This is a genomic window from Flavobacterium sp. LHD-80 (assembly GCF_030929605.1).
Lineage (GTDB): Bacteria > Bacteroidota > Bacteroidia > Flavobacteriales > Flavobacteriaceae > Flavobacterium.
Window position 1 is genome coordinate 228,107 of record NZ_JAVFVS010000005.1, and the last position, 25,596, is coordinate 253,702.

Consider the following 25,596-nt stretch of genomic DNA (forward strand, 5'->3'; position numbering starts at 1 on the left):
TAATACTTACTTTATTATTTAGGGGGTTTGTTATTTTTAAAAATCTGATCTGACTATATAAAAGTGATTCGGATTAATTTATTGTAACCTGCAGCGATCGCAGTATTTTTATTAATGAATCGAATGGTAAAAAGTTTAGAATCATCTGACAACTGTTTCCACGTTGCGCCTCCATCCTGAGAATACTGAATCCCTGAAGAGCCAACACAAACCAATTCTCTAGCATTACTTCCCGGAACGTACTGAATACATGAAGCATATCCAAAACCTTGATTCTGTCCAACTAATTCCCAAGTTTTTCCTCCGTCTTTAGTACAAATTTTATTGTCTGAGTTTTTCTCCGGATATTCATAATCACCTCCTGCAGCAAATCCGTGTTTTGCATCATAAAAATCGGCTGTAAAAATTCCCGTCATTGCTTTGCCTTGAGTTATAGGCGTATCAACAACTTTCCAAGTTTTGGCTTTATCAGGAGAATAAAAAACACGTGATTTTTTTCCGCCAGAAACCAGCCAAGTATCATTTCCTTTAATTACAATATTAGTATTACTTGCGGCAAAAGCAGCTTCGCCTTGGGTATTTGTAGGCAATTTATCCGATAATAATTTTGTCCATGTTTCACCGCCATCACGAGTCACTATTATCGAAAAAGTATCTTCTGTAGGATCGCCAATTGCGATTCCTTCTTTATCATTCCAAAATTGCATACTGTCGTAAAACACTTTGGAATTTACTTCTTTATAAACTAATTTTACTTTTCTCGTTTTTTTATCAACTTGATATAACAAAGCAGGATTTGCAACGCTCAATAAAAACACACTTTTATCATTTTGTGCAATGCTTCTAAACTCTAAATTAAGCGTATCACGATAAATATGATCTTCAAATTTTTCTCTCTTATCTAAATCAAAACATCCAAAACGAGAATTATCGGCGCCATACCATACTTTATTATTGTCAATTGTAATGGCTCGAATACTAATTTTATCCTGAAATAAAACTTCGGTCTGCATTGAAACAAAGCCTCCTGCTACTGGCCCTTTCTCATTATTTTTCAACGCTTTAAAGGACACCAATAAAACAAATAAACTAAAAAATAATATTAATTTTCTCATGTAGGTTAAGATTTTAGTTGTTGCTAAAATACAATTATTTATAACATATAAAATAGCTTTTGTTTTTTTTGATAATAATCTTTTTAACAGCCTTTTTTGCAAAATCAAAATTAAAAACAAACCAATAAACTACAATTTTCTAAAAACCAAACACTTAGACTAAACAAGCTTTACAGTTTCTTTTTTGGCACAGTAATTGGATATTCCACAATAATTAATTTTTTAATACTATTTGCCATGAAAGCGAAACTACTTATACTAGCATTAATAACCATAGGACTTAGTTCTTGTACAGCACAAAGTCAAACTACTGTTTATGCAAAAAACTCAGATATCAGCGACAACTTAGACTTAAGAGCCGTTGCATCTATGTTTGGGGAATCAGCAAATCTTCAAGATTTTGAAAGAAGATTAAATGACCCAAAATATCAAATATCAAATCTTGACTTAAATGGAGATGATGAAGTTGATTACTTACGCGTAATTGAATCTGTAGAAAACAGAACTCACGTTGTAATTATTCAAGCTGTTTTAGATCGCGATGTTTTTCAGGACATTGCAACAATCGATGTAGAGAGAGACAATTACAATAAAGTAAGTGTACAGGTTGTCGGCAATACTTATTTGTATGGTGCAAACTATATCTATGAGCCTGTTTATAATGTTGTTCCGGTAATCTATAGTTCATTTTGGGTTACAAATTACAGACCTTACTGCTCAACTTGGTACTGGGGATATTATCCAACATATTACACTGCATGGAGACCTTATCCGGTTTACCGATACAGAAACAATGTAAATGTATGTATCAATGTTCACAATAGCTATAACTATGTTAACTATAGAAGAAGCTACAGAGCTCCAGTCCTTTACGAATCTAGACGTACTTATGGCTACGAAAGAATGAGACCTAACAACAGTTTTGCAGACAGACATAATAATGTAAGCAATAGATATGATTTGGACCAAAGAAGAGTAGCAAGCAGAAACTATAACACTTCGCAAAACAACAACAATCCAATCAGATCAAGCGCTGGAAGACCTCAATATGGAGAAAATAGAGTTTCAGACAGAAGTAATACTGCAAACAGAACAAATGATAGAAACTATAGCAATACAAGCCGTCCAACAGTAAACAACAGAGAAAACAACATGCCTGTTGCTGCACCTTCAAGACCAGATTACAACAGAAATAATAATGCAGTTTCTGTTCCAAGAGAAAGCTCAGAAAACAGAAACTATGCAGACCGAGCGGCATCACAAAATAATACTCCTTCTAGAAGTTATTCTGAAAACAGAGGAAACCCAATGAATAGATCAAGCAATGAAAGAACTGCTCCTGCTCAACAAGCGCAGCCGTCAAGAAGCTACTCTGAAAACAGAGGAAATAATGAAAATAGATCTTACAGCGCAAGACCACAAAGCCCACAAAGTTCTGAATCTCCGCGTGTAAGCCAAGAATCTAGAAGTAATCAGCCACAAAGAGAAAGCGGTTCAAATTCTAGAGGAGGCGGAAGAAGAGGATAATTTAAGATATTTCAATTTTTATTAAAATTAAAAGCACAATTTGGGGATTGTGCTTTTTTTTATCTTTTTAATTATAATTGCCGCTAATTTGTTTTAAAACAGTAAATTTGCAACCGTCTTTTATAAAATCAAACATGAGCGCAGCGCATAAAAACTTACATAGTAAGTTGTCTATAGGTGGTCTATTGATCACATTAGGAATTATTTATGGAGATATTGGTACCTCTCCATTGTATGTAATGAAAGCCATTCTTGGTGAGTACGCGATAAATTCGGATATTGTTTTAGGAGGTATTTCATGTGTTTTTTGGACTCTTACTCTTCAAACTACAATAAAATATGTACTTATTACTTTAAGTGCTGACAATCATGGTGAAGGTGGAATTTTTGCTCTTTATGCTTTAGTTAAAAAAACAAAAATTCAGTGGCTCATTGTGCCCGCCATTATTGGGGGAAGTGCGCTTTTAGCTGACGGAATCATAACCCCGCCCATCTCGATTTCATCTGCAGTTGAAGGAATTCGGGCTTTCTATCCTACGATGGAAACGAAGACTATTATTTCGATTGTAATTGCAATTCTTTTCGTCTTATTTACGATCCAGCAATTTGGAACAAAATTAGTTGGAAAGTTTTTCGCACCAATGATGTTGATTTGGTTTGCGATGCTAGGAACTTTAGGAGCTATTCAGATTTTTCACTATCCAGAAGTTATCAAAGCAGTAAATCCTTATTACGCTTACCATTTATTATCTATACATCCTGACGGATTTTTTGTTCTTGGCTTTGTATTCCTTTGTACAACGGGAGCTGAAGCTTTGTACTCAGATATGGGACACTGCGGAAGAAAAAACATTCGTATTAGCTGGATTTTTGTAAAAGCAACTTTAGTATTAAACTACTTTGGTCAAGCTGCTTATTTAACACACCATGAAGGAAGCACATTACAGCAATTAGGCGGAGAAAATGGAAACCCATTTTACTTGATCATGCCTCACTGGTTTCTTCCATTCGGAATTGTAGTAGCAACTTTAGCAGCTGTAATTGCTTCACAAGCCTTAATTAGTGGTTCATTTACTTTGATCAACGAAGCAATGCGCTTGAATTTCTGGCCAAAAGTAAAAATCAAATATCCTACAGAAGTTAAGGGGCAATTATACATCCCGTCAATTAACTGGTTGTTGTTTTTTGGATGTGTTGGAATTGTATTGCACTTCGAAAAATCAGGAAATATGGAGCATGCTTATGGTCTTGCCATTATTTTATGTATGATCATGACCACAATTTTGCTGAATTACTATTTGATCATGAAGCGTGTAAAACTGTACTTTATGGTACCGTTGATCACAATTTATTTATTGATCGAATTCAGTTTCCTTTTTGCCAATATTACAAAATTTGCCGAAGGAGGTTATGTAACTTTGATTATTGCAATTCTGTTGATTTCAATTATGACGATTTGGTATTTGGCTAAGAAAATCAACAAAAGCTATACTAAAATCATCAAAATTGACGACTATAAAAAGGTATTAGTAGAATTAAGCCAAGATTTATCAATTCCTAAATATGCAACACATTTAGTTTATATGACAAACGCAAACCGTGTTGACGAACTAGAGGAAAAAGTAATTTATTCAATTTTACAAAAACGTCCAAAAAGAGCCGATATTTACTGGTTTGTACACGTTAATATTCTAACTGAGCCTTATAAAACAGAATATAAAGTTACTGAGATCGCAAGAGATGATATTTACAGAATCGATTTTAACTTAGGTTTTAGAGAGCCTACTAAAATCAATCTAATGTTCAGAGAAGTAATTCGTGATATGGTGAAACGCGGAGAAGTAGATATTACCAGCCGTTATGAATCATTAAACAAAAACAATATTATTGGTGACTTTAAATTTGTATTGTCTGAGAAATTCTTATCAAACGACAATGATTTAAGATGGCATGAAAATATTATTATGAACTCTTATTTCTTTATCAAAAAACTGAGTTTATCTGAAGAAAGAGCTTTCGGTTTAGACAGTAGTTCTGTTAAAATAGAGAAATTCCCAATGGTGCTTCACGCTCCAGAAAACATTGGATTGACCCGAATTATAAAAAATTAATTTTTATAAAATATTTCTAAAAAACACTCTTTTAAAACTTTATCAGAGTGTTTTTTTTCTTTTTAAATGAAAGTCAAATCAACAATCAGAATTAAAAATTTAACTTTCAATCAATTAATAGTACCTTTGCAACTCAAATTATTAAAATGAGATTACACAGAAATTTAGTTTATACTACCATCGACTCTTTAAATGCAATTTTCAATGAAGGAGAATATGCAGATAAAGTGGTAGCCAGAGCCTTAAAAAAAGACAAACGTTGGGGAAGTTCTGACAGGAAGTTTGTTGCTGAAACAATATATGAAATTGTTCGTTGGAAACGTCTTTATTCGGAAATTGCCGAAGTAAAGGAGCCATACGACAGAGATAATTTATGGAGAATGTTTGCGGTTTGGGCTGTTTTAAGAGGATACCCAATCCCTGATTGGAGACAATTAGAAGGAACTCCTGAAAGAAAAATAAAAGGTCGTTTTGACGAGCTTTCAAAAGTTAGAGCTTTAAAAGAATCTATTCCAGACTGGATGGACGAATTGGGCGTAAAAGAACTTGGTGAAAAAGTTTGGGCAAAAGAAATCACGGCTCAAAATCAGCCGGCAAAAGTTATTTTAAGAACTAACACACTTAAAGGAACTAAAGAAGACTTAAGAAACAAGTTGATGGATTTAAATATTGAAACAGAATATTTAAAAGATCAGCCTGAAGCTTTAGTTTTAAAAGAAAGAGCAAACGTATTCTTAACAGATGCTTTTAAAGAAGGTTTGTTTGAAGTTCAGGATGCCAATTCACAATTAGTTGCAGGATTTCTTGACGTAAAACCTGGAATGCGCGTTGTTGATACATGTGCAGGAGCTGGAGGAAAAACATTGCACATGGCTTCGTTGATGGAAAACAAAGGCCAATTGATTGCAATGGATTTATACGAAAGCAAATTGAAGCAATTAAAATTGAGAGCGAAAAGAAATGGAGCTTTCAACATTGAATACCGTATTATCGACAGCACAAAAGTGATCAAAAAATTACACGAAAAAGCTGATCGTGTATTAATTGACGCACCTTGTAGCGGACTTGGAGTTTTGAAAAGAAATCCAGATTCTAAATGGAAATTACAACCTGAGTTTATCGACAACATTCGTAAAGTTCAGAGTGAAGTTTTAGAAAACTATTCTAAAATTGTAAAACCAGGCGGAAAATTAGTTTACGCAACTTGTTCTGTTTTACCTTCTGAAAATCAAGAACAAGTAGAAAAATTCTTAAAAACAGAAATTGGAAAACAATTTACTTTTGTTGAAGATAGAAAAATGCTAGCATCTGAATCTGGTTTTGACGGATTCTATATGGCACTTTTGGAAAGAAAGAAATAAGATTAAATTCCAATATATTAAAATCCCAAATTCCAATTTTGAAATGGAATTTGGGATTTTTTCATTTAAACTCTTTATATATAGTCCCTACGGGATATTATTATTCATGTATATTTTTTTCTACCAATATTTTACTCCTAACGGAGTATCTCGTAGAGATGCAATATTGGTAGAAAAAATTAATCCACAACAAATATTTGCCCCGTAGGGACTAAACTGTTTAACGCAAAAAAATCCCAAATCCCAATCTGAATTATTGGAATTTGGGATTTCTTTTTTGGAATTTCTCTTGGAATATCTCTTAATCTAAACTTGGCTTACGTAATAATTTTCCATTTTCATTTTCTTTGAATTTTGGAACAAAAACAATTTCTTTTGGTTTTTCAAACTTTCCTAGAACATCAAAAAAGTCAGGTGCAAACTCTTGCTTTTCACCTTCAATAACCAAAATTAGTTTTTCGCCTAAAAGAGAATCTGGAACTCCCGTCACAAAAAAACGGTTTGAGATTTTTCCAACTAATTTTGATTCAATCTGTTCAGGAATAAGCTTTACCCCTCCACTATTGATTACATTGTCAATTCTTCCTAAAAAAACAAATTGTTTGTCATTGATCAATTCAACTAGATCATTGGTAACAATTGGTTCTTCTGAAATAGATGAAACATAAATGACAAGGCAACCACGGTCATCTTTTTCAATTTTTACATTTGGCAAAATTGAGAACGCACTTTCGCCTACTTTTTTAGCAGCAATATGCGTTATCGTTTCCGTCATTCCATACGTTTCGTATATTTCTCCATTTAGCTTTAATAATTCTGCTTCAAGCGCCGAATCAATTTTTGCTCCGCCAATAATTAATTTCTTAACATTTTTCAGCTTATCGATCGAATTCTGAACCTGTAAAGGAACCATCGCAACAAAATCATATTCATTAGAATTAAAAGCTAAAGGCTCAGTGCTTGGCGCTTTTACATCAATATCAAGTCCTAAAATCAAACTTCTTACCAACATCATTTTTCCGGCAATAAATTGTGTTGGCAAACACAATAAAGCCCTGTCACCCGGCTCTAAACCAAAAAAATCACCAGTTGCCAAAGCCGACTGAATCATGGCTTGTTTTTCTAATCTGACTAATTTTGGAAGTCCAGTTGTTCCAGAAGTTGTCATTTCGATATACTCTTTATTATCAAACCAATCTAGAAAAAATTCACCTATTGCACGTTCATACGCATCGCCTTCTTTTATAAAGCTATATCCAACACGGCATAAATCTTTTGCATTTAAATGGTATCCGTTGATTTTAAAATAATTATGTACGTTTTTATGAGTTAACTGTAACATGATTGTTAATTTGAAGATTTATATAATTCAACATTTATTTCACCCGTCAATTTTTCTTTCCAATTTGTCCATTTGTATTTTTTACTGAAAATAAAAAGCAAAATTGGATAAACGATAACAACCGGCAGTATTACATCAAGCCCCGCCGAAGGCTCAGACATATCTTTAAAAATAGAATGTGTCTGAAAAACAGTCCAGTCTGACGTAACCAGCAAAGCGCCGGTCAAATTATTGGCTGCATGAAAACCAAGTGCCAATTCAATTCCTTCATCCATCAGCGTAATAATACCTAAAAACAAGCCGGTGCCTATGTAATAAACCATAACTATGTAGCCCATTTTTGCCACTTCGGGATTAAAGACATGCATGGATCCAAAAATAAGCGAAGTCATCAGCAAAGGAAACCATCTATTTTTGGCCAAATTTGCAAAACCCTGCATTAAATATCCTCTAAAAACATATTCTTCTGTGCTGGTCTGGATAGGAATAAGCAAAGATCCTATTACAACCAAAATCAAAAAAGGAACCAACTTAAAATTCCAAACAAATTTTTCCGGATCTTTTAAATAAACAGCCCAAAAACTTAAAACTGAAAAAACAACCCAGATTAGAAATGAAAATAAAATTCGGTTCCAATCTACTTTTCTTCGTGCTGTTGTAACTGATAAAAGCGTTTGCTTATGAAGATATTTTACAACCAAATAAACTCCAACAAATGCAAAAACAAAAGAAATCATTACCAGAAATAACGTGAGATTAGGCTCAAATACTTTTAAAACGCCATCATTATCAGTTGGCACTTCGGTTTTATTTTTGAAACTCGAATAAAGAACCGCCACAGAAAGCGGAATTTGGCCAATAAACGAAGTGATTATAATAATGACTGACCCAATTAGATACAGAAAAAATTTATTGTGAGGTTTAATTCCTTGTTCTAAAAACATTTACATATAATTTTAAAATGAGAATTCAGTTTACTAACTAAATAGTAATTTTGGTACTGCGAAAATACCTATTTTTCGCGTAATCTTCTTACAACATATTAAATATAACAAAATGATACAAATTTATCATAATCCGCGTTGCGGAAAATCAAGAAACTGCTTGGCTTTTATTGATCAGTCAAAACAAGAATATGAAATTATTCCGTATTTAACTGATACACCAAGTTTTACAGAATTAAAAGAGCTTCTTGCAAAACTGAATTTAAAACCACTTCAATTGGTCCGAATTAAAGAAACGATCTGGATCGAAAATTTCAAAGGAAAAGACTTAAATGACGACGAAATTATTCAGGCAATGGTCGAAAATCCAATTTTAATCGAACGCCCAATCGTTATTAAAGATGGAAAAGCGATTATTGGAAGAGATCTTGATTTAGTTGCCGATTTCCTTGGATAATTAAAAAAGGATGAATTAACATTTTTTTGTGATTTTACTCTTTAAACCTAAAGGTACATTTAGCGTCTAAAGAGTAAATGAAACCAAAAATAAAATGAAGAAAATCAAATTTGCTGTACTGCTTGTTCTTTTTTTTACAAGTTTTTACAACTATGCACAACAGGCGCCTCCTGGTAAAAACAAGGTAAAAGTTACTGGAAAAGTTTTAGAAAAAGTTAGTAAACAGCCACTTGAATATGCTACTATATCACTTATGGCACCAAACGATACTAAAGTTGTTGCCGGTGGTATCACCAACCCAAAAGGTGAATTTGAAGTTGCAGTAGCACCTGGAACTTATGATATAAGAGTTGAATTTATTTCATTTAAATCTACTGAAATCAAAGGAAAAAACATTTCTGGCGATACTAATTTAGGTGTTGTCAATTTATCTGAAGATGCAGCACAATTAAGCGAAGTTGTAGTTCGTGCCGAAAAATCATCTGTTGAAATCAAATTGGACAAAAAAGTGTACAATGTTGGTCAGGATATGATGGTAAAAGGAGGAACTGTAAGCGATGTTCTTGACAACGTACCATCTGTTTCTGTTGATACAGAAGGAAATGTGAGTTTAAGAGGAAGTGATAATATCCGTATTTTAATTGACGGAAGACCTTCTCAAGCAATTAACGTTGCAGAAGCTTTACGCCAGCTTCCGGCAGATGCTATTGATAAAGTTGAAGTTATTACAAATCCATCAGCGCGTTATGATGCCGAAGGTGGATCTGGAATCATTAATATCATCTTGAAAAAAGGTAAAAACCAAGGTTTTAACGGAACTTTTATTGCTTCAACAGGTATTCCTGAAACATATGGTTTAACTGGAAATTTAAATTATAAAACAGAAAAATTAAACTACTTCACGACTTTAGGGTACAACCACAGAACAAATGAAGGTGGAGGTTTAACAAACACTTCATACTGGAATGCGGATGGAACTCCAAAAGGATTCCTTGACGAAGATCGTGATACAAAAAGAGAATCAGACGGATTTAACGGAAGAGCTGGTATCGAATGGACTGTTGGAAAAAATACTTTCTGGACAAACGCCATTAATTACCAAAACAATTCTGGAAATACGACAGATTTAATCAACTATAATAATTTTGATGCTGCTCATAATTTTACTGGAACTTCTTTCCGTTTAAATAATGGCGATACATCAAGCGAGAACGTTGAATATACTTCAAACTTGATTAAAAATTTCAACGACAAAGGTCATAAACTTACGGCTGACTTATCTATTTCAAGAAATACAGACGACAGCAATAGTGTTATTACTGCTTCTCCAAATTTTAATAATACTTTAAATAATCAGGTACAAAAGCAAGTTCAATTGCAAGCAGACTATGTTTTGCCATTAGGAAAAGGAAGTCAGTTTGAAGCAGGATATAAAGGAAGTTTTAGCGACTTAAATAACGAATATTTTGTTACAGATAATGCAGGTATAAAAGATCCTAATTTATCAAACACATTAGAATACAAAGAAAACATCAACGCATTGTACACGCAATACGGTTTCAAAGTAAATAAATTTTCTTATTTATTTGGTTTACGTTGGGAAGACACAAATATCCAAGTAAACTTATTGGACAACAGCGATTTCAACACTAAAAAATACAATAACTTGTTTCCAAGTGCATTTATTAGTTATGAAATTTCAGATCAAAGTAATTTTACAGCAAGCTACAGTAAACGTTTAACAAGACCAAGAGGTCGTTTCATGAACCCTGCGGTAAACTACTCAAGTAACGTTAATATTTTTCAAGGAAATCCAGACTTAGATCCATCTTTGACTGATAAATATGATGTAGGCTACATCAAACGTTGGACTAAATTAACATTTAATACTTCGGCTTATTTTGAAGATACTAAAGACGTTTTCAGCTTTGTTCGAACTCCAAACGGTAATGAAGTAAACGGAATCCCGGTTATTTTAAGCCGACCAATCAACTTAGGAAAAGAGCAAAAATTTGGTTTTGAGTTTACATTGAACTATACACCATTCAAAATATGGAGAGTAAACAGTAACTTCAACCTTTACAACGTAAAAACAACTGGAGAAAACACTTATGTTGATGTAAACGGAAATACTGTTGTTCAAAATCTTGACAATCAAGCCAACACATGGTTTGCAAGAATCAACTCTAAACTTACACTTCCGTACAAAATTGACTGGCAATTGAACGCTACTTACAATGGCGAACAAAAAACAGCACAAGGTAAAAACCTAGGTCAGTTTGGTATGAATACGGCATTCAGCAAAGATGTATTAAAAGACAAAGCTACAATTGCTTTCAACATCAGTGATATTTTCAACTCAAGAATCATGAGATCGTACACGTACCTTCAAAATGATGTAACAAATGAGAGCCAAACATCATATGGCGAAATGCAGTTCCGTAAACGTCAATTCAATTTATCGTTTACATACCGTTTCAACAAGCCAAAAGGTGAAAGAGATAAAAACGCCCAGCCAAGAAATGAAGGCGAAGGCGGAGGAGAATTCCCTGGATAACACCGGATAAATTCCCAAAAATAAAATTACAATCTCCAATTACTTAAAATCCCAAATCCCAATTGATTAACTCAAATTGGAATTTGGGATTTTTCATTTCAAAATTATCTCTTTAGCTGTCCAACTTTGACAAAGTTCTAAACTCAAAGCATTGGATTTTTTTTATTGGAATTTCTTTTTTGCACAAAAAAAAAGAACCCAAAAGGGTTCTTTTTATGAAATCAATTTAAAATTAAATTGACTGTTCTTCTTGTCTTTTTTTAGCTCTCTTTTCTTTGAACATTTCCCAGCTTGCTCCCGTAACCCAATAAGATACGAAACCAACTAAGAAAAACATTAACCAAAACCCTATAGTTAGTATGGTTAAGAAAAGTAAAAAGCCTAAGTACTGTGAAAATTCAAACATGTTTTCCGGAATTTTTGAATGTTACGACAAATGTAGGTTATATATTCGTCCTTGGCAATAAAATCTAAATCAATTTTCACGAAATAACATTTATCCGTATATTTATACTCATTTTAAATAAGGATTTTTTTCCGAATAATATTCAACTATCTAAATAAGAAGAATATGAGTGTTTTCAGGAGCTGATACCTGCTGTCTGCTGTATTCCCGATAAACAAAAACTACGGCTAAAAAGCCTTGTTTTTCTAAATCGGGAGATGCCGCTTCCATCAGGGCTAAGACACTTATTTTCAGAAGAAATTTCAAGCATTAAAATAAAATCTGTTTTAATCAGCGTTTTTACTAAGTAAATCAGCGTCATCCGCGTTCCATTTACCTCTAAAGATTGTAACTTACATTTCACATATAACTTTTTACAAACAACACAATGAAATACAGAATAGAAAAAGACACCATGGGCGAAGTTCAAGTCCCAGCCGATAAATATTGGGGTGCGCAGACAGAACGTTCCCGTAACAATTTTAAAATAGGAAACGCAGCCTCAATGCCTAAAGAAATTATCGAAGGATTTGCTTATCTAAAAAAAGCTGCCGCTTTTGCTAATTATGATTTAGGCGTTTTACCAATCGAAAAAAGAGATGCAATTGCAGCAGTTTGCGATGAAATTCTAGAAGGAAAATTAGACGATCAGTTTCCACTGGTAATTTGGCAGACCGGTTCTGGAACCCAAAGTAATATGAACGTGAATGAAGTAATTGCAAACCGCGCTCAAGTTTTAAAAGGTTTTGAAATTGGCGAAGGCGAGCAATTTATAAAAGCAAATGATGACGTAAACAAATCACAATCATCAAACGACACTTTCCCAACCGGAATGCATATTGCCGCTTACAAAATGGTTGTTGAAACCACAATTCCGGGAGTTGAAAAACTTCATGCTACTTTAGTAAAAAAAGCAACCGAATTTAAAGACGTTGTTAAAATTGGCCGTACACATTTAATGGATGCAACACCTTTAACACTCGGACAAGAAATTTCAGGTTACGCCGCACAATTAGCTTTCGGACTAAAAGCATTGAAAAACACTTTAGCCCATTTATCTGAAATCGCTTTAGGAGGAACTGCAGTAGGAACCGGCCTAAACACCCCAAAAGGCTACGACGTAAAAGTAGCCGAATATATTGCCAAATTCACCAATCACCCATTTGTAACAGCTGAAAATAAATTTGAAGCTTTGGCTGCACACGACGCCATCGTAGAAACACACGGAGCGCTAAAACAATTAGCTGTTTCCTTGAATAAAATTGCAAACGACGTGAGAATGTTAGCTTCTGGACCAAGATCCGGAATTGGTGAAATTCATATTCCAGAAAACGAGCCTGGATCTTCCATCATGCCCGGAAAAGTAAACCCAACACAATGCGAAGCGTTGACAATGGTTTGCGCTCAAGTTATTGGAAATGATATGGCAATTGCCGTTGGCGGTATGCAGGGACATTATGAATTGAATGTTTTTAAACCTGTAATGGCTGCAAACTTTTTACAATCGGCACGTTTACTTGGAGACGCCTGTGTTTCATTCGATGAACATTGCGCGCAGGGAATCGAGCCAAACCATAAACGTATTAAAGAATTAGTAGATAATTCGCTTATGCTTGTAACCGCTTTAAATACTAAAATTGGGTATTACAAAGCCGCAGAAATCGCTCAAACCGCTCACAAAAACGGAACAACTCTAAAAGAGGAAGCGGTTCGTTTAGGATATGTTACGCCAGAGGATTTTGATGATTGGGTAAAACCGGAAGAAATGGTTTAAATTTAATTGTTAATTATGAATGGTTAATTATAAATTAAAAAAGCCTGAAATTATATTTCAGGCTTTTGTTTTTTTCTGTCACCCTGAGCGAAGTCGAAGGGCATTACGTTAACCAAAGCCCTTCGACTTCGCTCAGGGTGACAACGTATTAATTATATCTGAATTTCAATTAATAATTAACAATTTACAATTCACCATTATCAACGTAATCCTGCAAATAACTAAATCTTTCGGTCAGTTTTCCATTTTCTGTGATTTTGGCGCGTTTTAAAATTCCGTCTTTATCTCCGTTGAAGAAAGCCGGAATTACATGCTCCATAAATTGTTCTCCAAAACCTTGACTGGCATCTTTTGGGATTTCGCATGGCAAATTATCAACCGCCATAACTGCAACCGCTGCCGGATGAAACACATCTACTTCCCTATCTTCTAGCGGAAAATAACCATAAATAGGATCTGCAATTGTTGACGAACGAATTGTACACGCGATTGGACCATTCACATCGCACGAAATATCGGCTACGACTTTTAATCTGCAGTCGCTTGCATTTAGCATTTCTCTCGTCAAAATCATTGGCGCCGCACTGGCGTGAAAATGTCCAGCAAAATAAATATCAGAAACCTTTGTGAATTTTTCAAAATCAGAAACGTATTCTTCTGGATGATTTACAAAATCTTTAAAATCCAAAACCTGTCCGTCGATACGTTTGTTATATTCTAAAACATCCAATTGCACATAAACAGCTTGAGCATATTTTTTAGTCAAATAATTATCAATAGTAATTTCTTTCACTTTAATCGCATCCAAAATTTCCTTGGCACCACTCCCTACTTTTCCGGTTCCAGTAACTACGAATTTTAAGGCTGGCATTGTGATGCGCTTTAAATGCTTAATCAAATCTTCTTTTCCTGAAAGTGTTTCCGCTTTTGGAAGTTTAAACAATTCGAATTTAAGTCCGAAAGTCCGAATTCCATTATAAACACCAACCATTCCTGCATATTTTCCAAAACCAATCAAACGATGATCTAATTCATTTACAATGGTTTCATGGTCGTATAAATCAATGTTTTTTTCTAAAATGGCCTGCAATAATTTTCTATTATGAGGCTGTTTTTTAATCGTATGAGAAAAAAAGAAATATGCTTTGTTTGGAATTAAATTTTCAACTGGAACTTCTTTTACTCCAAATAAAACATCACAGTCTGAAACATCATCAGTTACTGTAATTCCCATACTTTTATATTGAAGATCCGAAAAAATCCTAATATCTGAACTCTCTACTTCTACGATAGCGTCATGATATTGCTGTTTCAGTTTTGCCAATTCATCTGGAGCAAAAACTACGCGTCGATCTGGTGGGTTTTTTCTTTCTTTTATAATTCCGAATTTCATTTAAATAGGTTTAAAGCATTTAATAATATAACTTTTCACATCTTATTTGTTTCAAATATAACAAATTTCGTTAAAGTTTTCTTCAAAAATTACAATTTAGAATCTTTAAAAACCGTTTAAAGCTGACTTACAATCGACTAACTAAAATTTTAGTTAATATTATGTTAAAGCAACCGGTTGGCTTTTTCAAAATATCCAAAACATAAATATTGAATTCTATATATTTGTTTTTAAAGAATGATGAAAATGAGTTTCCTTAAAAAGACAAAGATACCACAAATACTTTTTTTAATTTTAGTTTTAAGTTCATGTGGCAACGATAAGAAAACAAGTGTTGATACTGCAGCAACCGTAGAAGATACGTTGCCTAAGATGAAGCCTTTAGGCCCAGAAAAAAGACTTACCCAAGCGTATATAAATTCTGTTCAAGGCAGAATTAACCACTTTTACAATAAAAATTGGCCAAACAATAGTATGAACGGAAGCTTCTTGGTAGCAAGAAACGGACAGATTATTTTTGAAAGATACAACGGCTACGCAAACAAAAACGAAGGAACTAAAATTACTGCAGATACTCCAGTGCAAATTGCATCTGTGAGTAAAGTACTTACTGCAACGGCAATTTTAAAATTGGTAAATGCCGGCAAAATTGATCTGGATCAAAAGGTCAATACTATTTTGAAAACATTCCCATTTGAAGATTGTACCATCAGAATGCTTTTGAGCCACCGCACAGGAATGCGCAACTACGCTTATTTTACAGATCACGACAAATCGGTTTGGGACAGACACAATCAGTTGACAAACAAAGACATTTTAGATATTTTAGCAACAAAAAACATTGGTCTGGAAGCAAAAACCGGAACACGTTTTGGTTACTGTAATACTAACTATGCCATGTTAGCATTGATTATTGAAAAAATCACAGGATTAAAATATAAGGAAGCAATGTCTGAAATGATTTTCAAACCATTAGGCATGAAACATACTTATGTTTTTGATGATGATAAAGACAGAAAAACAATTGTTCCTTCTTATAAAGGTAATGGTGCCGAAATTGGTTTTGACTATTTAGATAATGTTTACGGAGATAAAAATGTATTTTCTACTGTTCGTGATCTTTTAAAATTTGACAGAGCCAGAAATTCTCCTGACTTTTTAAAACCAGCATTATTAAAACAAGTTTATACAGGTTACAGCAACGAACGCAAAGGAACCAAAAATTATGGCCTAGGAATCAGAATGATTAACTGGGAAACGGGACAGAATTTTTACTTCCACAACGGTTGGTGGCATGGCAATACCTCATCGTACATTACTTTAATGAAAGAGCATGTAACGATTATTGCGCTGTCAAACAAAATGACCAGAAATACTTATGCAGTGCGTAAACTGGCTCCAATATTTGGAGATTATCCTTTTAATTTCAAGGACGAAGAATAATACAATTTTTCTGAAAATTTTAGCAGAAAGTAATTTCAAATAGTATAAATTTGCAGACTTAATTTTTGGGGTCGACTGGTTTTGACAGCAAGTCGAATTGAACAGTAAGCACGTCGAGCATTGAGACCTTGCTCGTAAATATAAGATCTCACACTTTTACACGGCGAAAATAATTACGCTTTAGCTGCATAATCCGAATCATAGTAAGATTGCGCCACGTCTCTACAAGGTAGAGAAGCTGGATTCTCCTGGAAAGCCTTGGTTTGTGGCGTTCCGTTCAGGGGAACCGTAAAAATAAACCTAGATATCCATGAGCTTCGGGTGGGTTTCGAAAATTAAGAAGATAAGTGTTCGGTGGCTGTTTCTGGCCTAGCTTAACAACGAAAATCTAATCAGGAAATAAGCGTGTAGAAAGCTCTTTAGTTGCTTGTTTGGACCCGGGTTCGATTCCCGGCGACTCCACAAAAAGGTAGAAAAACTTAATGTTTTTCTACCTTTTTTTATATTATCTAAATAGCAAAGTAAGAGGCTAACTTGTTATTATTCAACTACTTAATATAATAAGGTATACTATACAAACACCTTACCGGATTTCCATCTTTCATTGCCGGAATCCAGTTTGGGGATAATTTTAAAACTCTTTCTAATTCTTTTCCTGAACCGTAACCAATGTCACGTAGGATTTTTACCTCAGACAAACTACCGTCTTTTTCAATTGTCAAGTTTGCAAAAACTCCGCCTCTAGAAGATTCATCATCAAGTATTTCTTCCGGAATAACATAATTCTTCTTTATAAAAACATGCAGTTTTTCAATACCACCAGGGTATTTTGGTAGAATATCTATTGCGGCTGTATTATAAACTTCATTATCTTCTGGCTTACTGTCACGATACTTTTCCACTTTTATTGTTTGTTCAGGAACAGTCTTTTCGATATTTTTATAAGCAGGTTTATCCGCAACCGAAACACTTTTATTTTGACAGCTAAATAACTGTAGAAAAATTATGGCTATTAGAAAATTTCTTTTCATAGTTTTTTAGTAAAGCAAAGATGTTGTGTCCGTTCAACTTTTTTTTATAAAAGTAAAAAAACAAAATTTATTCCAATGCATGAGTAATGAATCAAAAATCTTTAAATTATCTCATCAAGCCCACAAAAAAGGTAAAAAACCTAATGTTTTCTGCTTTTTTTTCATCCAAGTATCTCATTTCAAAAACATCCTTTCAGTAATAATCTTATTTGAGAAAGTATCAATTCCGGTAACTTCGGCATACTTGACATTTGGGAACCAAAAAGAACCTCCTTCAATGCGCACAAATATTTTTTCTACTTGTATTTTCTTCTGATTTAAATTTACAAAAACATGATATTTTTGATCTGAATCTATCTTTTTCAATGTTAAAGACAACTTTTTATACGATACAAATTGAAGTTCAAATTCCTCATTATTTAAGGCTTTACTTTCTACTCCGTATGCAAATTTGCGTTGCAGATAATTAAAATCTTTTTTTTCTCCATTCTCAGCATACCGAATCCAATATGCTTTTATAGGATTGCTTTTGTCTATTTTTCCATTTTCTTGATAATTTATAGCATAAATAGCAGTGTTTATATTTGGATCTCGCTGAATGTAAAACAACATATTGTCTATATTTTTAGGTGTTGGAAAATTTAATGGCGATGGATTTTTGGATTGTGCCAAAAGATTTCCAGAAATTATATTTACTAAGAATGTTATAACGATTAGTGATTTTGCGAAATATTTAAATGATAATTTATTCATATGAAATTTTTAATGTAAACCTTTGGATGCAATTATTTTAACACATAGAAACATAGATTTTAGGAATCTTAAAAAAGGCGTTTCACTTGTTTTAAAAAACATAGTTGACTATGTGTTAGAAACTAGTTTCTTTTTAAATTCTTTTTATGCATCTAACAACTATGTTTCTATGTGTTAAAATAATTGCACGAAACGGATTATTTTAATTTGATTCGATTACATTCTGTTTTTCGTTTGTTCTAAAAACCCAATATTTAATCAGTGGATAATTAAATCCATAAGAAACAAAACTATCGGTGATTAATCTTCCGATTCTGTAATCAATTTGAAATACTTTTTGAAAAATAAGCGTGCCGAATGATTTTAAAGAAATACTTCCCAGTACAACCAAAGCAAATTTAAAAAGCTGATTATTGATGTGGTTGCTATAACCAGATTGATTTTTAAATACCCATAATCTATTGATGCTGAAATTGATAATTGCGCCAACGGTTCCAGAGATTAGAATAGAAAAGGCAAAATGCAATTTGAATACTTCCGTCAACAAAATCATTAGTCCATAATCTATAATGCCTCCTAAAAACGCTGCAACTTGTGCTTGCAGAAAAGTAAAAACGGATTTTCTCTTGAACATGTCAATTTTGGGTTTTATCTTTTAAATCGCCCAACTTTAAAAGTTTCAAGCTATCAATGGTATTTATTATAAACAACACAATAGTGATTAAGCCGGCCAAATAGGTAATCGATCCGTGAAACAAAACTTCTATGATTAAAATTAAAGCAATAATAAATCGAAGTTCGGTTGGGCCAACAAAGCCAGAATCGATACTGTATTCATTTGTAATTTTGTAGCGCAACTGACTGATGATGATTGACCAACCGTACAATGCAACAAAAGCAAAGGCTATTACTTGTGTGCTATTTTCAGCATAAATGTAATAGCCAAAACCTATAAGTACAATGCCAATCCAATCGGCAATAATATCTAATGCAAAGCCGTACCAACGACGTGGAATATTTCTATAATAAGCCAATCTTCCATCTAAAGAATCGCCTAGCCAATTTATCCCCAAACCAATAATTCCCAAAAGTAAATACCCGTTTGTGAAATAAGCACCTAAAACAAAAGCTAAAAAAACGAATCCCGAACCAAGTGTACCAATTAAGGTTAGCAAGTTTGGCGAAATGAATTTAGGCACCTTTGGAAGCAAAAATACAATAGCTGACTGTTCTGCTTTTTTTAAAATATTAGTTCGCTTACGGTCTGAAAATGTTCTTTGTGCAATTGCACTATAATCCTCAATCTGTGTTTCCTTTTCCATTAATAACGCAATATTTGTAAGCCTGATACTATACTCAATTCTACTTTTGTAATTTTCAATTTTACTTTTCTGTGCGTATTTTTAAAAAAATCTGTGGTACTTTTTAGTTTACCTGATCTAACCAGATAACTAAATGCGATAATAATCAGCATAACTATTTAACAATACCCGCAAAACGTTGATAGAAAACCGTTGGACTGTTCTCATTTTTAGGAGCGTATTTTCCTGCTATAATCGGAATATAAATAACCCTTCTTCTGCTCTCTTCGCCTCGTATAGATGATTGTGCAACTCTGTGCCACAAACGTCCATCGTGAATGGTCAAATCTCCTGCTTCCGGAGTGATGGAAACTTCCTCTGGATCGGCTTGATGATCTAAAAAGTATTTTTTACGGAAAAGCATTTGATAAATACTTTGCTTGTGAGTACCAGGAATAATTTTAAGACCGCCGTTTTCAGGTTGCAAAGTGCTTAAGTGAATCCCCACATTTAGCATCGGATTTAATTTTCCACCATAAAAAATATCTCTCAAACCATCTGTATGCCAGCCCATTTTAGTAAACTTGCTTTCTGGTCCATTGATATAATGATTGAAAACCATTCCGTCTTTTTCTTCAGTTCCCAATCTTGCGCCATCGCCAGCCAATGGCAATAAACCATTAAATCTTGGATCAAGCAAAAGACCGCTTAAAGCTTGATGATGTTGATTGATAAAAGCAAAACGTTGTACAATAGGAGAACCATCTAAATCTTTCCCGTATTTAATAGGAACACCATTTACTTTTTGAAGATCGTTTTCAATCCAATTTTGCTCTACTTGTTTAGAGGCATCAATGATGGATGAAACCGTTTCTGGGTTTATAAATTTTTTGAAATGAATGAAGCCATGTTCGTTAAAAAAAGCAATTTGCTCATTAGTTAATTGCTCAGTAAGGGTAAATGTTTTATAAGAAGATACCATGATAATATGTATTTAATAAATGAAATAATAAGTTTGAAATTTTATCTAAAAGTTTAGCAACAGCAACAACAACACATTCGCATGTTTGCCTGCATTTGACCTTTAGGAAAATTAAACTCATTTTTTCTTTTATTTGACATACTCTATAGGATTAGTAGAATTTAATACAAACATAATATATATTTTCTCTTTTGCAAAAAATATTTTTTATTTTTTTTCGAAAAAAATTAAATTTTATAAATCCCAGCTGCCGTTTTTTCAATGAATGCCTTTGGTAGTATACGATTGGCATAAACCGAAATGATATTGGTAAAACCCGGAATAACTTCTGATTTTTTGTTAAACATGGCTTTTACTGCAATTTTTGCAACTTCATCAGGTTGCATATTAAACTTTTGAGCCATTTTGCTAAGAGCGTCTAAACCAGCTCTTGAAGCAAAACCAGTATCAACCGGACCTGGACTAAAACAAGTTACTGAAATTGAAGTTTGGGCAAGTTCAAAGCGTAGGGCACGCGTAAATGATAAAACAAAAGCCTTTGTGGCAGAGTAAATAGCTAATGTAGGTACCGCTTGGTAGGCAGCAGTACTCGATATATTTAAAATATAAGCTTGTTTTTCTTTTGAAAGTATGGGTATTAATAAATGTGAAAGCTCTACAATTATATTCATATTAAGTTGCATCATGCCAAGCTGATCGGTTAAAGAAGACTGACTAAAATCGCCCCACACTCCATAACCGGCATTGTTCACTAAAACGCCAACTGGATAGTTATTCATTTTTATCCAATCGGTTACTTTTAGTGACGCACCATTAGTAGAAAGATCAATCGATAAAATAGAAGCATTGATGCCGTATTTATCCTGAAGATCATCAGATAATGCTTTTAATTCGGCTGCACTTCTTGCAACAAGCAATAGTGGATAACCTTGTTTAGCCAATTCATAAGCTATAGATTTTCCTATTCCTTTACTGGCGCCAGTTATTAAAGCATATGGTTTGGTTTTTTCGCTCATTTTAATAATTTAATAATCAAATATAAAGATTAATTGTAATTCGTTAAACGTTATAAATCGATTGCTTTTAATATTGTTTATCTCTCTATCAAAATTATTACTATTATAAACTTTATAGTTGAAAGAACTAAGAGTCAACGGATACTCCACAATCAACTCAAACCCATTTGCTTTTCGCCCCAAATTCGCATTTGATTAATAAATGGCACTAATTCTTTTCCAGTTTCCGAAAGACGATATTCTACGCGAGGTGGCACTTCTTTATAAACCTTTCTGATTATTAATTTATCAGATTCTAATTCTCTTAAAGTTTGAGTTAGCATTTTGGGCGTTATTCCTTCTACAATTCTTTTCAATTCGCCATATCTCATAATACCATCTTTTAAATACCACAAGATTCTTCCTTTGTATTTTCCGCCAATTCTCTGAAACGCATAATCAACCGGACAAAATGCAGTTTTAATTATTTTCATGATATTTTAAATTATAAATTATTGATAATCAACATTAGTATACTTATTGTATGTAGATTACAAAATTGTATCTACTTGCCATAAAGATATCAATTAATTTACTTTGTATAAACATTTTAAATAAAAACGATATGATATATACTGGACAAGAAAGCGCTGAAGATATTAGTGTGCTGGAAATTCGGAATTATTTGCTAAAGCCAAATTTAGCTGATGAATTCAGCCATTATTTTCACTCAAAATTTGTTGCGCCTATGCACGAATTTGGGGGCTACACTTTGGGAGAATTCAAAATCGATGCTTCAAATGACCGATTTGTTTGGTTTCGTGGTTTTAAAAACATGCAAACAAGAGTGAAATTTTTAAATGACTTTTATTGTGATAGTGCAACTTGGAAAGAACATGGAAAAGATGCAAACGAAATGATGATAAACTCTGATAATGTTTATTTGCTAAAACCATTATATAAAAATGTAAATCTTCCAACCGATAAATGTTATACGGTTATTGACTTTTACATTTGCAATAACACAATTGAAAAGACAATAAAGTTATTTGATACGGAGTACATTCCATTTCTAAAAACCATCAATGTTACTGATATTTCTTTTTGGGTAAGTGAAATGGCCGAAAATGATTTTCCTAAACTACCAGTTTTTCAAGATAAAAACCTGATTGTTGCCATAACTAATTACAAAGACAAAAGTGAATTTGAAGCAAAACAAACGGAAATAAACCATATGCCATCTGCATTAAATTTCTCAATGTTGGGATTGATAACCGTACATAATAAATTACTGCTTATCAACCAAAACAATTTACCCACAAAATAAAAATCATTCAGCTTAAATATCTAACTTAGAGGGAGTGAAAATTCGACAATCTTCCAAGAAAATCATATAAAATAATTAATCGTCTTACGAAGTACTTTTAAGATAATCTAATAACAGAATTAGATTTCATTTAGTAAACTATTTAAATTGATTAATATGAGACACGAAAATTATATGCTCGAAGAATTTGCAGGTGAAATGAATTCGTATGAAGAACAACTTCTATTAAATTATGATGGAAATTTTGAAGATGATTTCGCAAATAGACTGAAAGCTTCCAACCATTATAATCTAGAACTTGGTGAACTGGAAGAGGATCTTGAATATGATTTTGATTCTGAATATGACGAAAACGACTGGGAAGAAGAAGATTCAGAGGGAAATCTGGCTGGCGAATATGACGTAAATGAAGAAAAACCTGGAAGTTTTGAAATGATCAGCTAAAAAATATCGTTATGAAAAATTTGTTTATACTGCTACTATTATCCCTCTCCTTTTTTTCATGTGAACAAAAGAAAAACAATGCCATTACATTCGCCCCTTCAGCTCCTATTGTTAAAGAGGAAAAGAAACAAGAGAACATACAAGAAAGCGATACTATCTTTATGAATTTTAAAGATGATGAAAATGCATTTACAGCTGAAAGTCGCTTAGATTCTCTACATTCAAAAGTATATATCAAATTTAAAAATGACGATTTGGGCGAATTAAAAGCTGAAATTCTCCCAGCAGACGGAAAAGGAAACATTCGTTTCAACCAAATTCTTTTTCCCGATAAAACTTCAGATGGTCCTTTTGGAATGGATTTGAAAATGCCACTTAAACAAAAAGGAAATTATATTTTAATAATCGGACATTCTTTAATGGCTGACAATCCTTACTATGGTAAATTCAATGTAAAATTGGAAATCAAATAATAATTATTGATCTGCGCCATTGCAGATAAAAATTTCTAAACTCTCACAGAATAATACAACCAAATCTAAACTTCATCATCGCCGACAAAAACTCTTCTGTCAACGATGCATTGCTATTTCATTTCAAGCTTAAAAAATACTGCTGTTTTCTGCTTTTACTATTCTCACCTCTTGAAATAAGTATATTAAATACACTTAAAAAGTATCACAATATACCCCAAAAGTGAACTATTTTACTCCTAATCTTTCAGCATTTTTCGCTAACTTAGCGCTCTGTATTTTAAAATGTAAGATTAAAATAAACTTTGTTTTGCTGCAAAACATTGAATGAAAAAGAATTACCATCCTTTCTCCTACTTTTTGCTGCAAAAACATTCTTCTAATAATTTAGTTAATTGAAAACTATGAGCAAATTTGATTTTGGAATTGTAGGACTCGGTGTAATGGGCCGTAACTTACTTTTAAATATCGCCAGCCATAACTTTGCGGCTGCAGGTTTAGACTTAGACACTGAAAAAGTCAACTCTCTTCAACAAGAAGCTGACGAAAACCAAACAATTGAAGCAACAACAGATGTAAAACATTTCGTTGAGCTTATTCAACAACCAAGAGCAATTATGCTATTAGTTCCTGCCGGAAAACCGGTTGACAGTGCTATTGCAAGCTTACTTCCTCATTTAGATAAAGGAGATATTATTATCGACGGTGGAAACACTTATTTTACTGATACTGATAGAAGATTTTTAGAATTATCAGAAAAAGGAATTCATTTCTTCGGAATGGGAATTTCTGGCGGTGAAAAAGGAGCTCGTTTTGGTCCTGCAATGATGCCGGGCGGTGATCAAAAAGCATACGAAAGACTTCGTCCAATTTTTGAGGCAATTGCTGCAAAAGTTGACGGTGAACCTTGCGTAGAATATCTTGGAAATGGTTCTGCTGGAAACTATGTAAAAATGGTTCACAACGGAATTGAATATGGAATTATGCAGTTGATTTCTGAGATCTATGACTTAATGAAAAGAGGTTATAATCTTGATGACAACACGATTCAGAAAACTTTTGAAGAGTGGAATCAGACGCATGATTTGAAATCATACCTAATTGAAATCACTGGAAAAATCCTAAAACAGCAAGATGAAGACGGAAGTCTTTTAATCAATAAAATATCTGATTGGGCAAGATCAAAAGGTACAGGAAAATGGACTTCGCAAAACGCAATGGATTTGCAAGTTCCAGTTCCAACTATCGACGCCGCAGTTAACATGCGCGATATGTCTAAAACCAAACCAGAAAGAATTGAAGCTGCTAAAAACTTAGTTTGGAATGCTGATAACGGAAATGTAAATACGAGCGAAGCAATTGCGGCATTAAAATCGGCTTTATATTTTTCTATCGTTGTGACGTATGCACAAGGGTTGGCACAACTTCACACGGCTTCAAAAGAATACAACTACGGATTAAATTTAGAAACTGTTGCCAAAATCTGGCGTGGTGGCTGTATTATTCGTGCTACAATTTTAGAAGATTTCAGAAAAGCGTATGTAGCAAAAACAGATTTGCCAAACTTGCTTTTAGATGCTGGAATCGCTTCAAAATTATCAGAAAACCAAGCAGGAATGCGAGCTGTTATTCAGTTTGCTGTTCAAAAAGGTTTGCCTGTATCAGGATTAATGAATTCGCTGTCCTATTTTGATGCTTATAGATCTGCAAATCTTCCAACAAACTTAATTCAGGCGCAACGTGATTATTTCGGGGCACATACCTACGAACGTATTGACAAAGAAGGAGTTTTCCACACGCAATGGCCTGAATAACAAAATA

General features: G+C 33.4%; 22 protein-coding genes and 1 other RNA gene. 12 read left to right on the forward strand and 11 right to left on the reverse strand.

Annotation, left to right across the window (positions count from 1 at the left end):
- Positions 1–53: 53 nt before the first annotated feature.
- Positions 54–1,115 (reverse strand): oxidoreductase, encoded by a 1,062-nt coding sequence (locus RB619_RS09035; RefSeq protein ID WP_308096575.1) that lies wholly within the window; start codon positions 1,113–1,115, stop codon positions 54–56.
- A gap of 237 nt (positions 1,116–1,352) precedes the next feature.
- Between RB619_RS09035 and RB619_RS09040 the strand changes: the two genes are divergently transcribed.
- The 3 genes from RB619_RS09040 to RB619_RS09050 all read left to right on the forward strand — a co-directional run bounded on the left by RB619_RS09040 (position 1,353) and on the right by RB619_RS09050 (position 6,114).
- Complete coding sequence (locus RB619_RS09040; RefSeq protein WP_308096576.1) at positions 1,353–2,642, forward strand: hypothetical protein; 1,290 nt, start codon at positions 1,353–1,355, stop codon at positions 2,640–2,642.
- Between the two features lie 134 nt (positions 2,643–2,776).
- On the forward strand, positions 2,777–4,753 hold the full coding sequence (locus RB619_RS09045; RefSeq protein ID WP_308096577.1) for a KUP/HAK/KT family potassium transporter: 1,977 nt from the start codon (positions 2,777–2,779) through the stop codon (positions 4,751–4,753).
- A gap of 146 nt (positions 4,754–4,899) precedes the next feature.
- Complete coding sequence (locus RB619_RS09050; protein WP_308096578.1) at positions 4,900–6,114, forward strand: methyltransferase domain-containing protein; 1,215 nt, start codon at positions 4,900–4,902, stop codon at positions 6,112–6,114.
- Positions 6,115–6,415: 301 nt separating this feature from the next.
- On the opposite strand, the gene RB619_RS09055 is transcribed toward RB619_RS09050, so the two are convergent.
- The gene (locus tag RB619_RS09055; protein WP_308096580.1) at positions 6,416–7,456 is read right to left on the reverse strand and encodes an AMP-binding protein; all 1,041 of its coding nucleotides are present in this window, start codon (positions 7,454–7,456) and stop codon (positions 6,416–6,418) included.
- Positions 7,457–7,461: 5 nt separating this feature from the next.
- Positions 7,462–8,400 (reverse strand): CPBP family intramembrane glutamic endopeptidase, encoded by a 939-nt coding sequence (locus tag RB619_RS09060; protein WP_308096582.1) that lies wholly within the window; start codon positions 8,398–8,400, stop codon positions 7,462–7,464.
- A gap of 112 nt (positions 8,401–8,512) precedes the next feature.
- Here RB619_RS09060 and arsC point away from each other — a divergent pair, with 112 nt between their 5' ends.
- From arsC to fumC, 3 genes are all read left to right on the forward strand, one after another.
- On the forward strand, positions 8,513–8,857 hold the full coding sequence (gene arsC, locus RB619_RS09065) for an arsenate reductase (glutaredoxin) (RefSeq protein ID WP_308096584.1): 345 nt from the start codon (positions 8,513–8,515) through the stop codon (positions 8,855–8,857).
- A 94-nt stretch (positions 8,858–8,951) separates the two neighbouring features.
- Positions 8,952–11,414 carry an outer membrane beta-barrel family protein gene (locus RB619_RS09070; protein ID WP_308096586.1) on the forward strand — a complete coding sequence of 821 codons (2,463 nt, stop codon included), beginning with the start codon at positions 8,952–8,954 and terminating at the stop codon, positions 11,412–11,414.
- Positions 11,415–12,247: 833 nt separating this feature from the next.
- Positions 12,248–13,633, forward strand: coding sequence for a class II fumarate hydratase (fumC, locus tag RB619_RS09075; protein ID WP_308096588.1), 1,386 nt, complete (start codon positions 12,248–12,250; stop codon positions 13,631–13,633).
- Between the two features lie 184 nt (positions 13,634–13,817).
- Here fumC and RB619_RS09080 read toward each other — a convergent pair whose 3' ends face one another.
- Positions 13,818–15,026 (reverse strand): NAD(P)-dependent oxidoreductase, encoded by a 1,209-nt coding sequence (locus tag RB619_RS09080; RefSeq protein ID WP_308096590.1) that lies wholly within the window; start codon positions 15,024–15,026, stop codon positions 13,818–13,820.
- Positions 15,027–15,266: 240 nt separating this feature from the next.
- On the opposite strand from RB619_RS09080, the gene RB619_RS09085 reads away from it, so the two are divergent.
- Positions 15,267–16,469 carry a serine hydrolase domain-containing protein gene (locus tag RB619_RS09085; protein WP_308097196.1) on the forward strand — a complete coding sequence of 401 codons (1,203 nt, stop codon included), beginning with the start codon at positions 15,267–15,269 and terminating at the stop codon, positions 16,467–16,469.
- Positions 16,470–16,536: 67 nt separating this feature from the next.
- Positions 16,537–16,934: a transfer-messenger RNA gene (gene ssrA, locus RB619_RS09090) on the forward strand.
- Between the two features lie 83 nt (positions 16,935–17,017).
- On the opposite strand, the gene RB619_RS09095 is transcribed toward ssrA, so the two are convergent.
- The 7 genes from RB619_RS09095 to RB619_RS09125 form a co-directional block, all read right to left on the reverse strand.
- Positions 17,018–17,500 (reverse strand): hypothetical protein, encoded by a 483-nt coding sequence (locus RB619_RS09095; protein WP_308096591.1) that lies wholly within the window; start codon positions 17,498–17,500, stop codon positions 17,018–17,020.
- Between the two features lie 174 nt (positions 17,501–17,674).
- Complete coding sequence (locus tag RB619_RS09100) at positions 17,675–18,253, reverse strand: DUF4833 domain-containing protein (RefSeq protein ID WP_308096592.1); 579 nt, start codon at positions 18,251–18,253, stop codon at positions 17,675–17,677.
- 202 nt (positions 18,254–18,455) lie between these two features.
- Positions 18,456–18,887 (reverse strand): GtrA family protein, encoded by a 432-nt coding sequence (locus RB619_RS09105; RefSeq protein WP_308096593.1) that lies wholly within the window; start codon positions 18,885–18,887, stop codon positions 18,456–18,458.
- A 1-nt stretch (position 18,888) separates the two neighbouring features.
- On the reverse strand, positions 18,889–19,575 hold the full coding sequence (locus tag RB619_RS09110; protein ID WP_308096595.1) for a CDP-alcohol phosphatidyltransferase family protein: 687 nt from the start codon (positions 19,573–19,575) through the stop codon (positions 18,889–18,891).
- 154 nt (positions 19,576–19,729) lie between these two features.
- Complete coding sequence (locus RB619_RS09115) at positions 19,730–20,536, reverse strand: phytanoyl-CoA dioxygenase family protein (protein ID WP_308096596.1); 807 nt, start codon at positions 20,534–20,536, stop codon at positions 19,730–19,732.
- A gap of 227 nt (positions 20,537–20,763) precedes the next feature.
- Positions 20,764–21,552, reverse strand: a complete 789-nt coding sequence (locus tag RB619_RS09120; protein WP_308096597.1) for an SDR family oxidoreductase — start codon at positions 21,550–21,552, stop codon at positions 20,764–20,766.
- 152 nt (positions 21,553–21,704) lie between these two features.
- Positions 21,705–22,025 (reverse strand): helix-turn-helix domain-containing protein, encoded by a 321-nt coding sequence (locus RB619_RS09125; RefSeq protein WP_308096599.1) that lies wholly within the window; start codon positions 22,023–22,025, stop codon positions 21,705–21,707.
- A gap of 131 nt (positions 22,026–22,156) precedes the next feature.
- Here RB619_RS09125 and RB619_RS09130 point away from each other — a divergent pair, with 131 nt between their 5' ends.
- The 4 genes from RB619_RS09130 (at position 22,157) to gndA (ending at position 25,589) form a co-directional block, all read left to right on the forward strand.
- A complete protein-coding gene (locus RB619_RS09130) occupies positions 22,157–22,858 on the forward strand; it encodes a hypothetical protein (protein ID WP_308096602.1) in 702 nt (233 codons plus the stop codon).
- 156 nt (positions 22,859–23,014) lie between these two features.
- Positions 23,015–23,302: a hypothetical protein gene (locus tag RB619_RS09135; protein WP_308096604.1), complete on the forward strand. Its 288-nt coding sequence runs from the start codon at positions 23,015–23,017 to the stop codon at positions 23,300–23,302.
- A gap of 11 nt (positions 23,303–23,313) precedes the next feature.
- On the forward strand, positions 23,314–23,775 hold the full coding sequence (locus RB619_RS09140) for a hypothetical protein (RefSeq protein WP_308096606.1): 462 nt from the start codon (positions 23,314–23,316) through the stop codon (positions 23,773–23,775).
- Between the two features lie 404 nt (positions 23,776–24,179).
- Complete coding sequence (gene gndA, locus RB619_RS09145; protein WP_308096608.1) at positions 24,180–25,589, forward strand: NADP-dependent phosphogluconate dehydrogenase; 1,410 nt, start codon at positions 24,180–24,182, stop codon at positions 25,587–25,589.
- Positions 25,590–25,596: the final 7 nt, after the last annotated feature.

Coding starts and splice junctions, on each gene's coding strand:
- arsC (WP_308096584.1), top strand. CDS start 8,513: ATGATACAAATTTATCATAATCCGCGTTGCGGAAAATCAAGAAACTGC.
- RB619_RS09050 (WP_308096578.1), top strand. CDS start 4,900: ATGAGATTACACAGAAATTTAGTTTATACTACCATCGACTCTTTAAAT.
- RB619_RS09070 (WP_308096586.1), top strand. CDS start 8,952: ATGAAGAAAATCAAATTTGCTGTACTGCTTGTTCTTTTTTTTACAAGT.
- RB619_RS09120 (WP_308096597.1), bottom strand. CDS start 21,552: ATGAGCGAAAAAACCAAACCATATGCTTTAATAACTGGCGCCAGTAAA.
- RB619_RS09115 (WP_308096596.1), bottom strand. CDS start 20,536: ATGGTATCTTCTTATAAAACATTTACCCTTACTGAGCAATTAACTAAT.
- RB619_RS09055 (WP_308096580.1), bottom strand. CDS start 7,456: ATGTTACAGTTAACTCATAAAAACGTACATAATTATTTTAAAATCAAC.
- RB619_RS09080 (WP_308096590.1), bottom strand. CDS start 15,026: ATGAAATTCGGAATTATAAAAGAAAGAAAAAACCCACCAGATCGACGC.
- RB619_RS09135 (WP_308096604.1), top strand. CDS start 23,015: ATGAGACACGAAAATTATATGCTCGAAGAATTTGCAGGTGAAATGAAT.
- RB619_RS09100 (WP_308096592.1), bottom strand. CDS start 18,253: ATGAATAAATTATCATTTAAATATTTCGCAAAATCACTAATCGTTATA.
- RB619_RS09045 (WP_308096577.1), top strand. CDS start 2,777: ATGAGCGCAGCGCATAAAAACTTACATAGTAAGTTGTCTATAGGTGGT.
- fumC (WP_308096588.1), top strand. CDS start 12,248: ATGAAATACAGAATAGAAAAAGACACCATGGGCGAAGTTCAAGTCCCA.
- RB619_RS09040 (WP_308096576.1), top strand. CDS start 1,353: ATGAAAGCGAAACTACTTATACTAGCATTAATAACCATAGGACTTAGT.
- RB619_RS09095 (WP_308096591.1), bottom strand. CDS start 17,500: ATGAAAAGAAATTTTCTAATAGCCATAATTTTTCTACAGTTATTTAGC.
- gndA (WP_308096608.1), top strand. CDS start 24,180: ATGAGCAAATTTGATTTTGGAATTGTAGGACTCGGTGTAATGGGCCGT.
- RB619_RS09035 (WP_308096575.1), bottom strand. CDS start 1,115: ATGAGAAAATTAATATTATTTTTTAGTTTATTTGTTTTATTGGTGTCC.
- RB619_RS09060 (WP_308096582.1), bottom strand. CDS start 8,400: ATGTTTTTAGAACAAGGAATTAAACCTCACAATAAATTTTTTCTGTAT.
- RB619_RS09085 (WP_308097196.1), top strand. CDS start 15,267: ATGAAAATGAGTTTCCTTAAAAAGACAAAGATACCACAAATACTTTTT.
- RB619_RS09130 (WP_308096602.1), top strand. CDS start 22,157: ATGATATATACTGGACAAGAAAGCGCTGAAGATATTAGTGTGCTGGAA.
- RB619_RS09140 (WP_308096606.1), top strand. CDS start 23,314: ATGAAAAATTTGTTTATACTGCTACTATTATCCCTCTCCTTTTTTTCA.
- RB619_RS09110 (WP_308096595.1), bottom strand. CDS start 19,575: ATGGAAAAGGAAACACAGATTGAGGATTATAGTGCAATTGCACAAAGA.
- RB619_RS09125 (WP_308096599.1), bottom strand. CDS start 22,025: ATGAAAATAATTAAAACTGCATTTTGTCCGGTTGATTATGCGTTTCAG.
- RB619_RS09105 (WP_308096593.1), bottom strand. CDS start 18,887: ATGTTCAAGAGAAAATCCGTTTTTACTTTTCTGCAAGCACAAGTTGCA.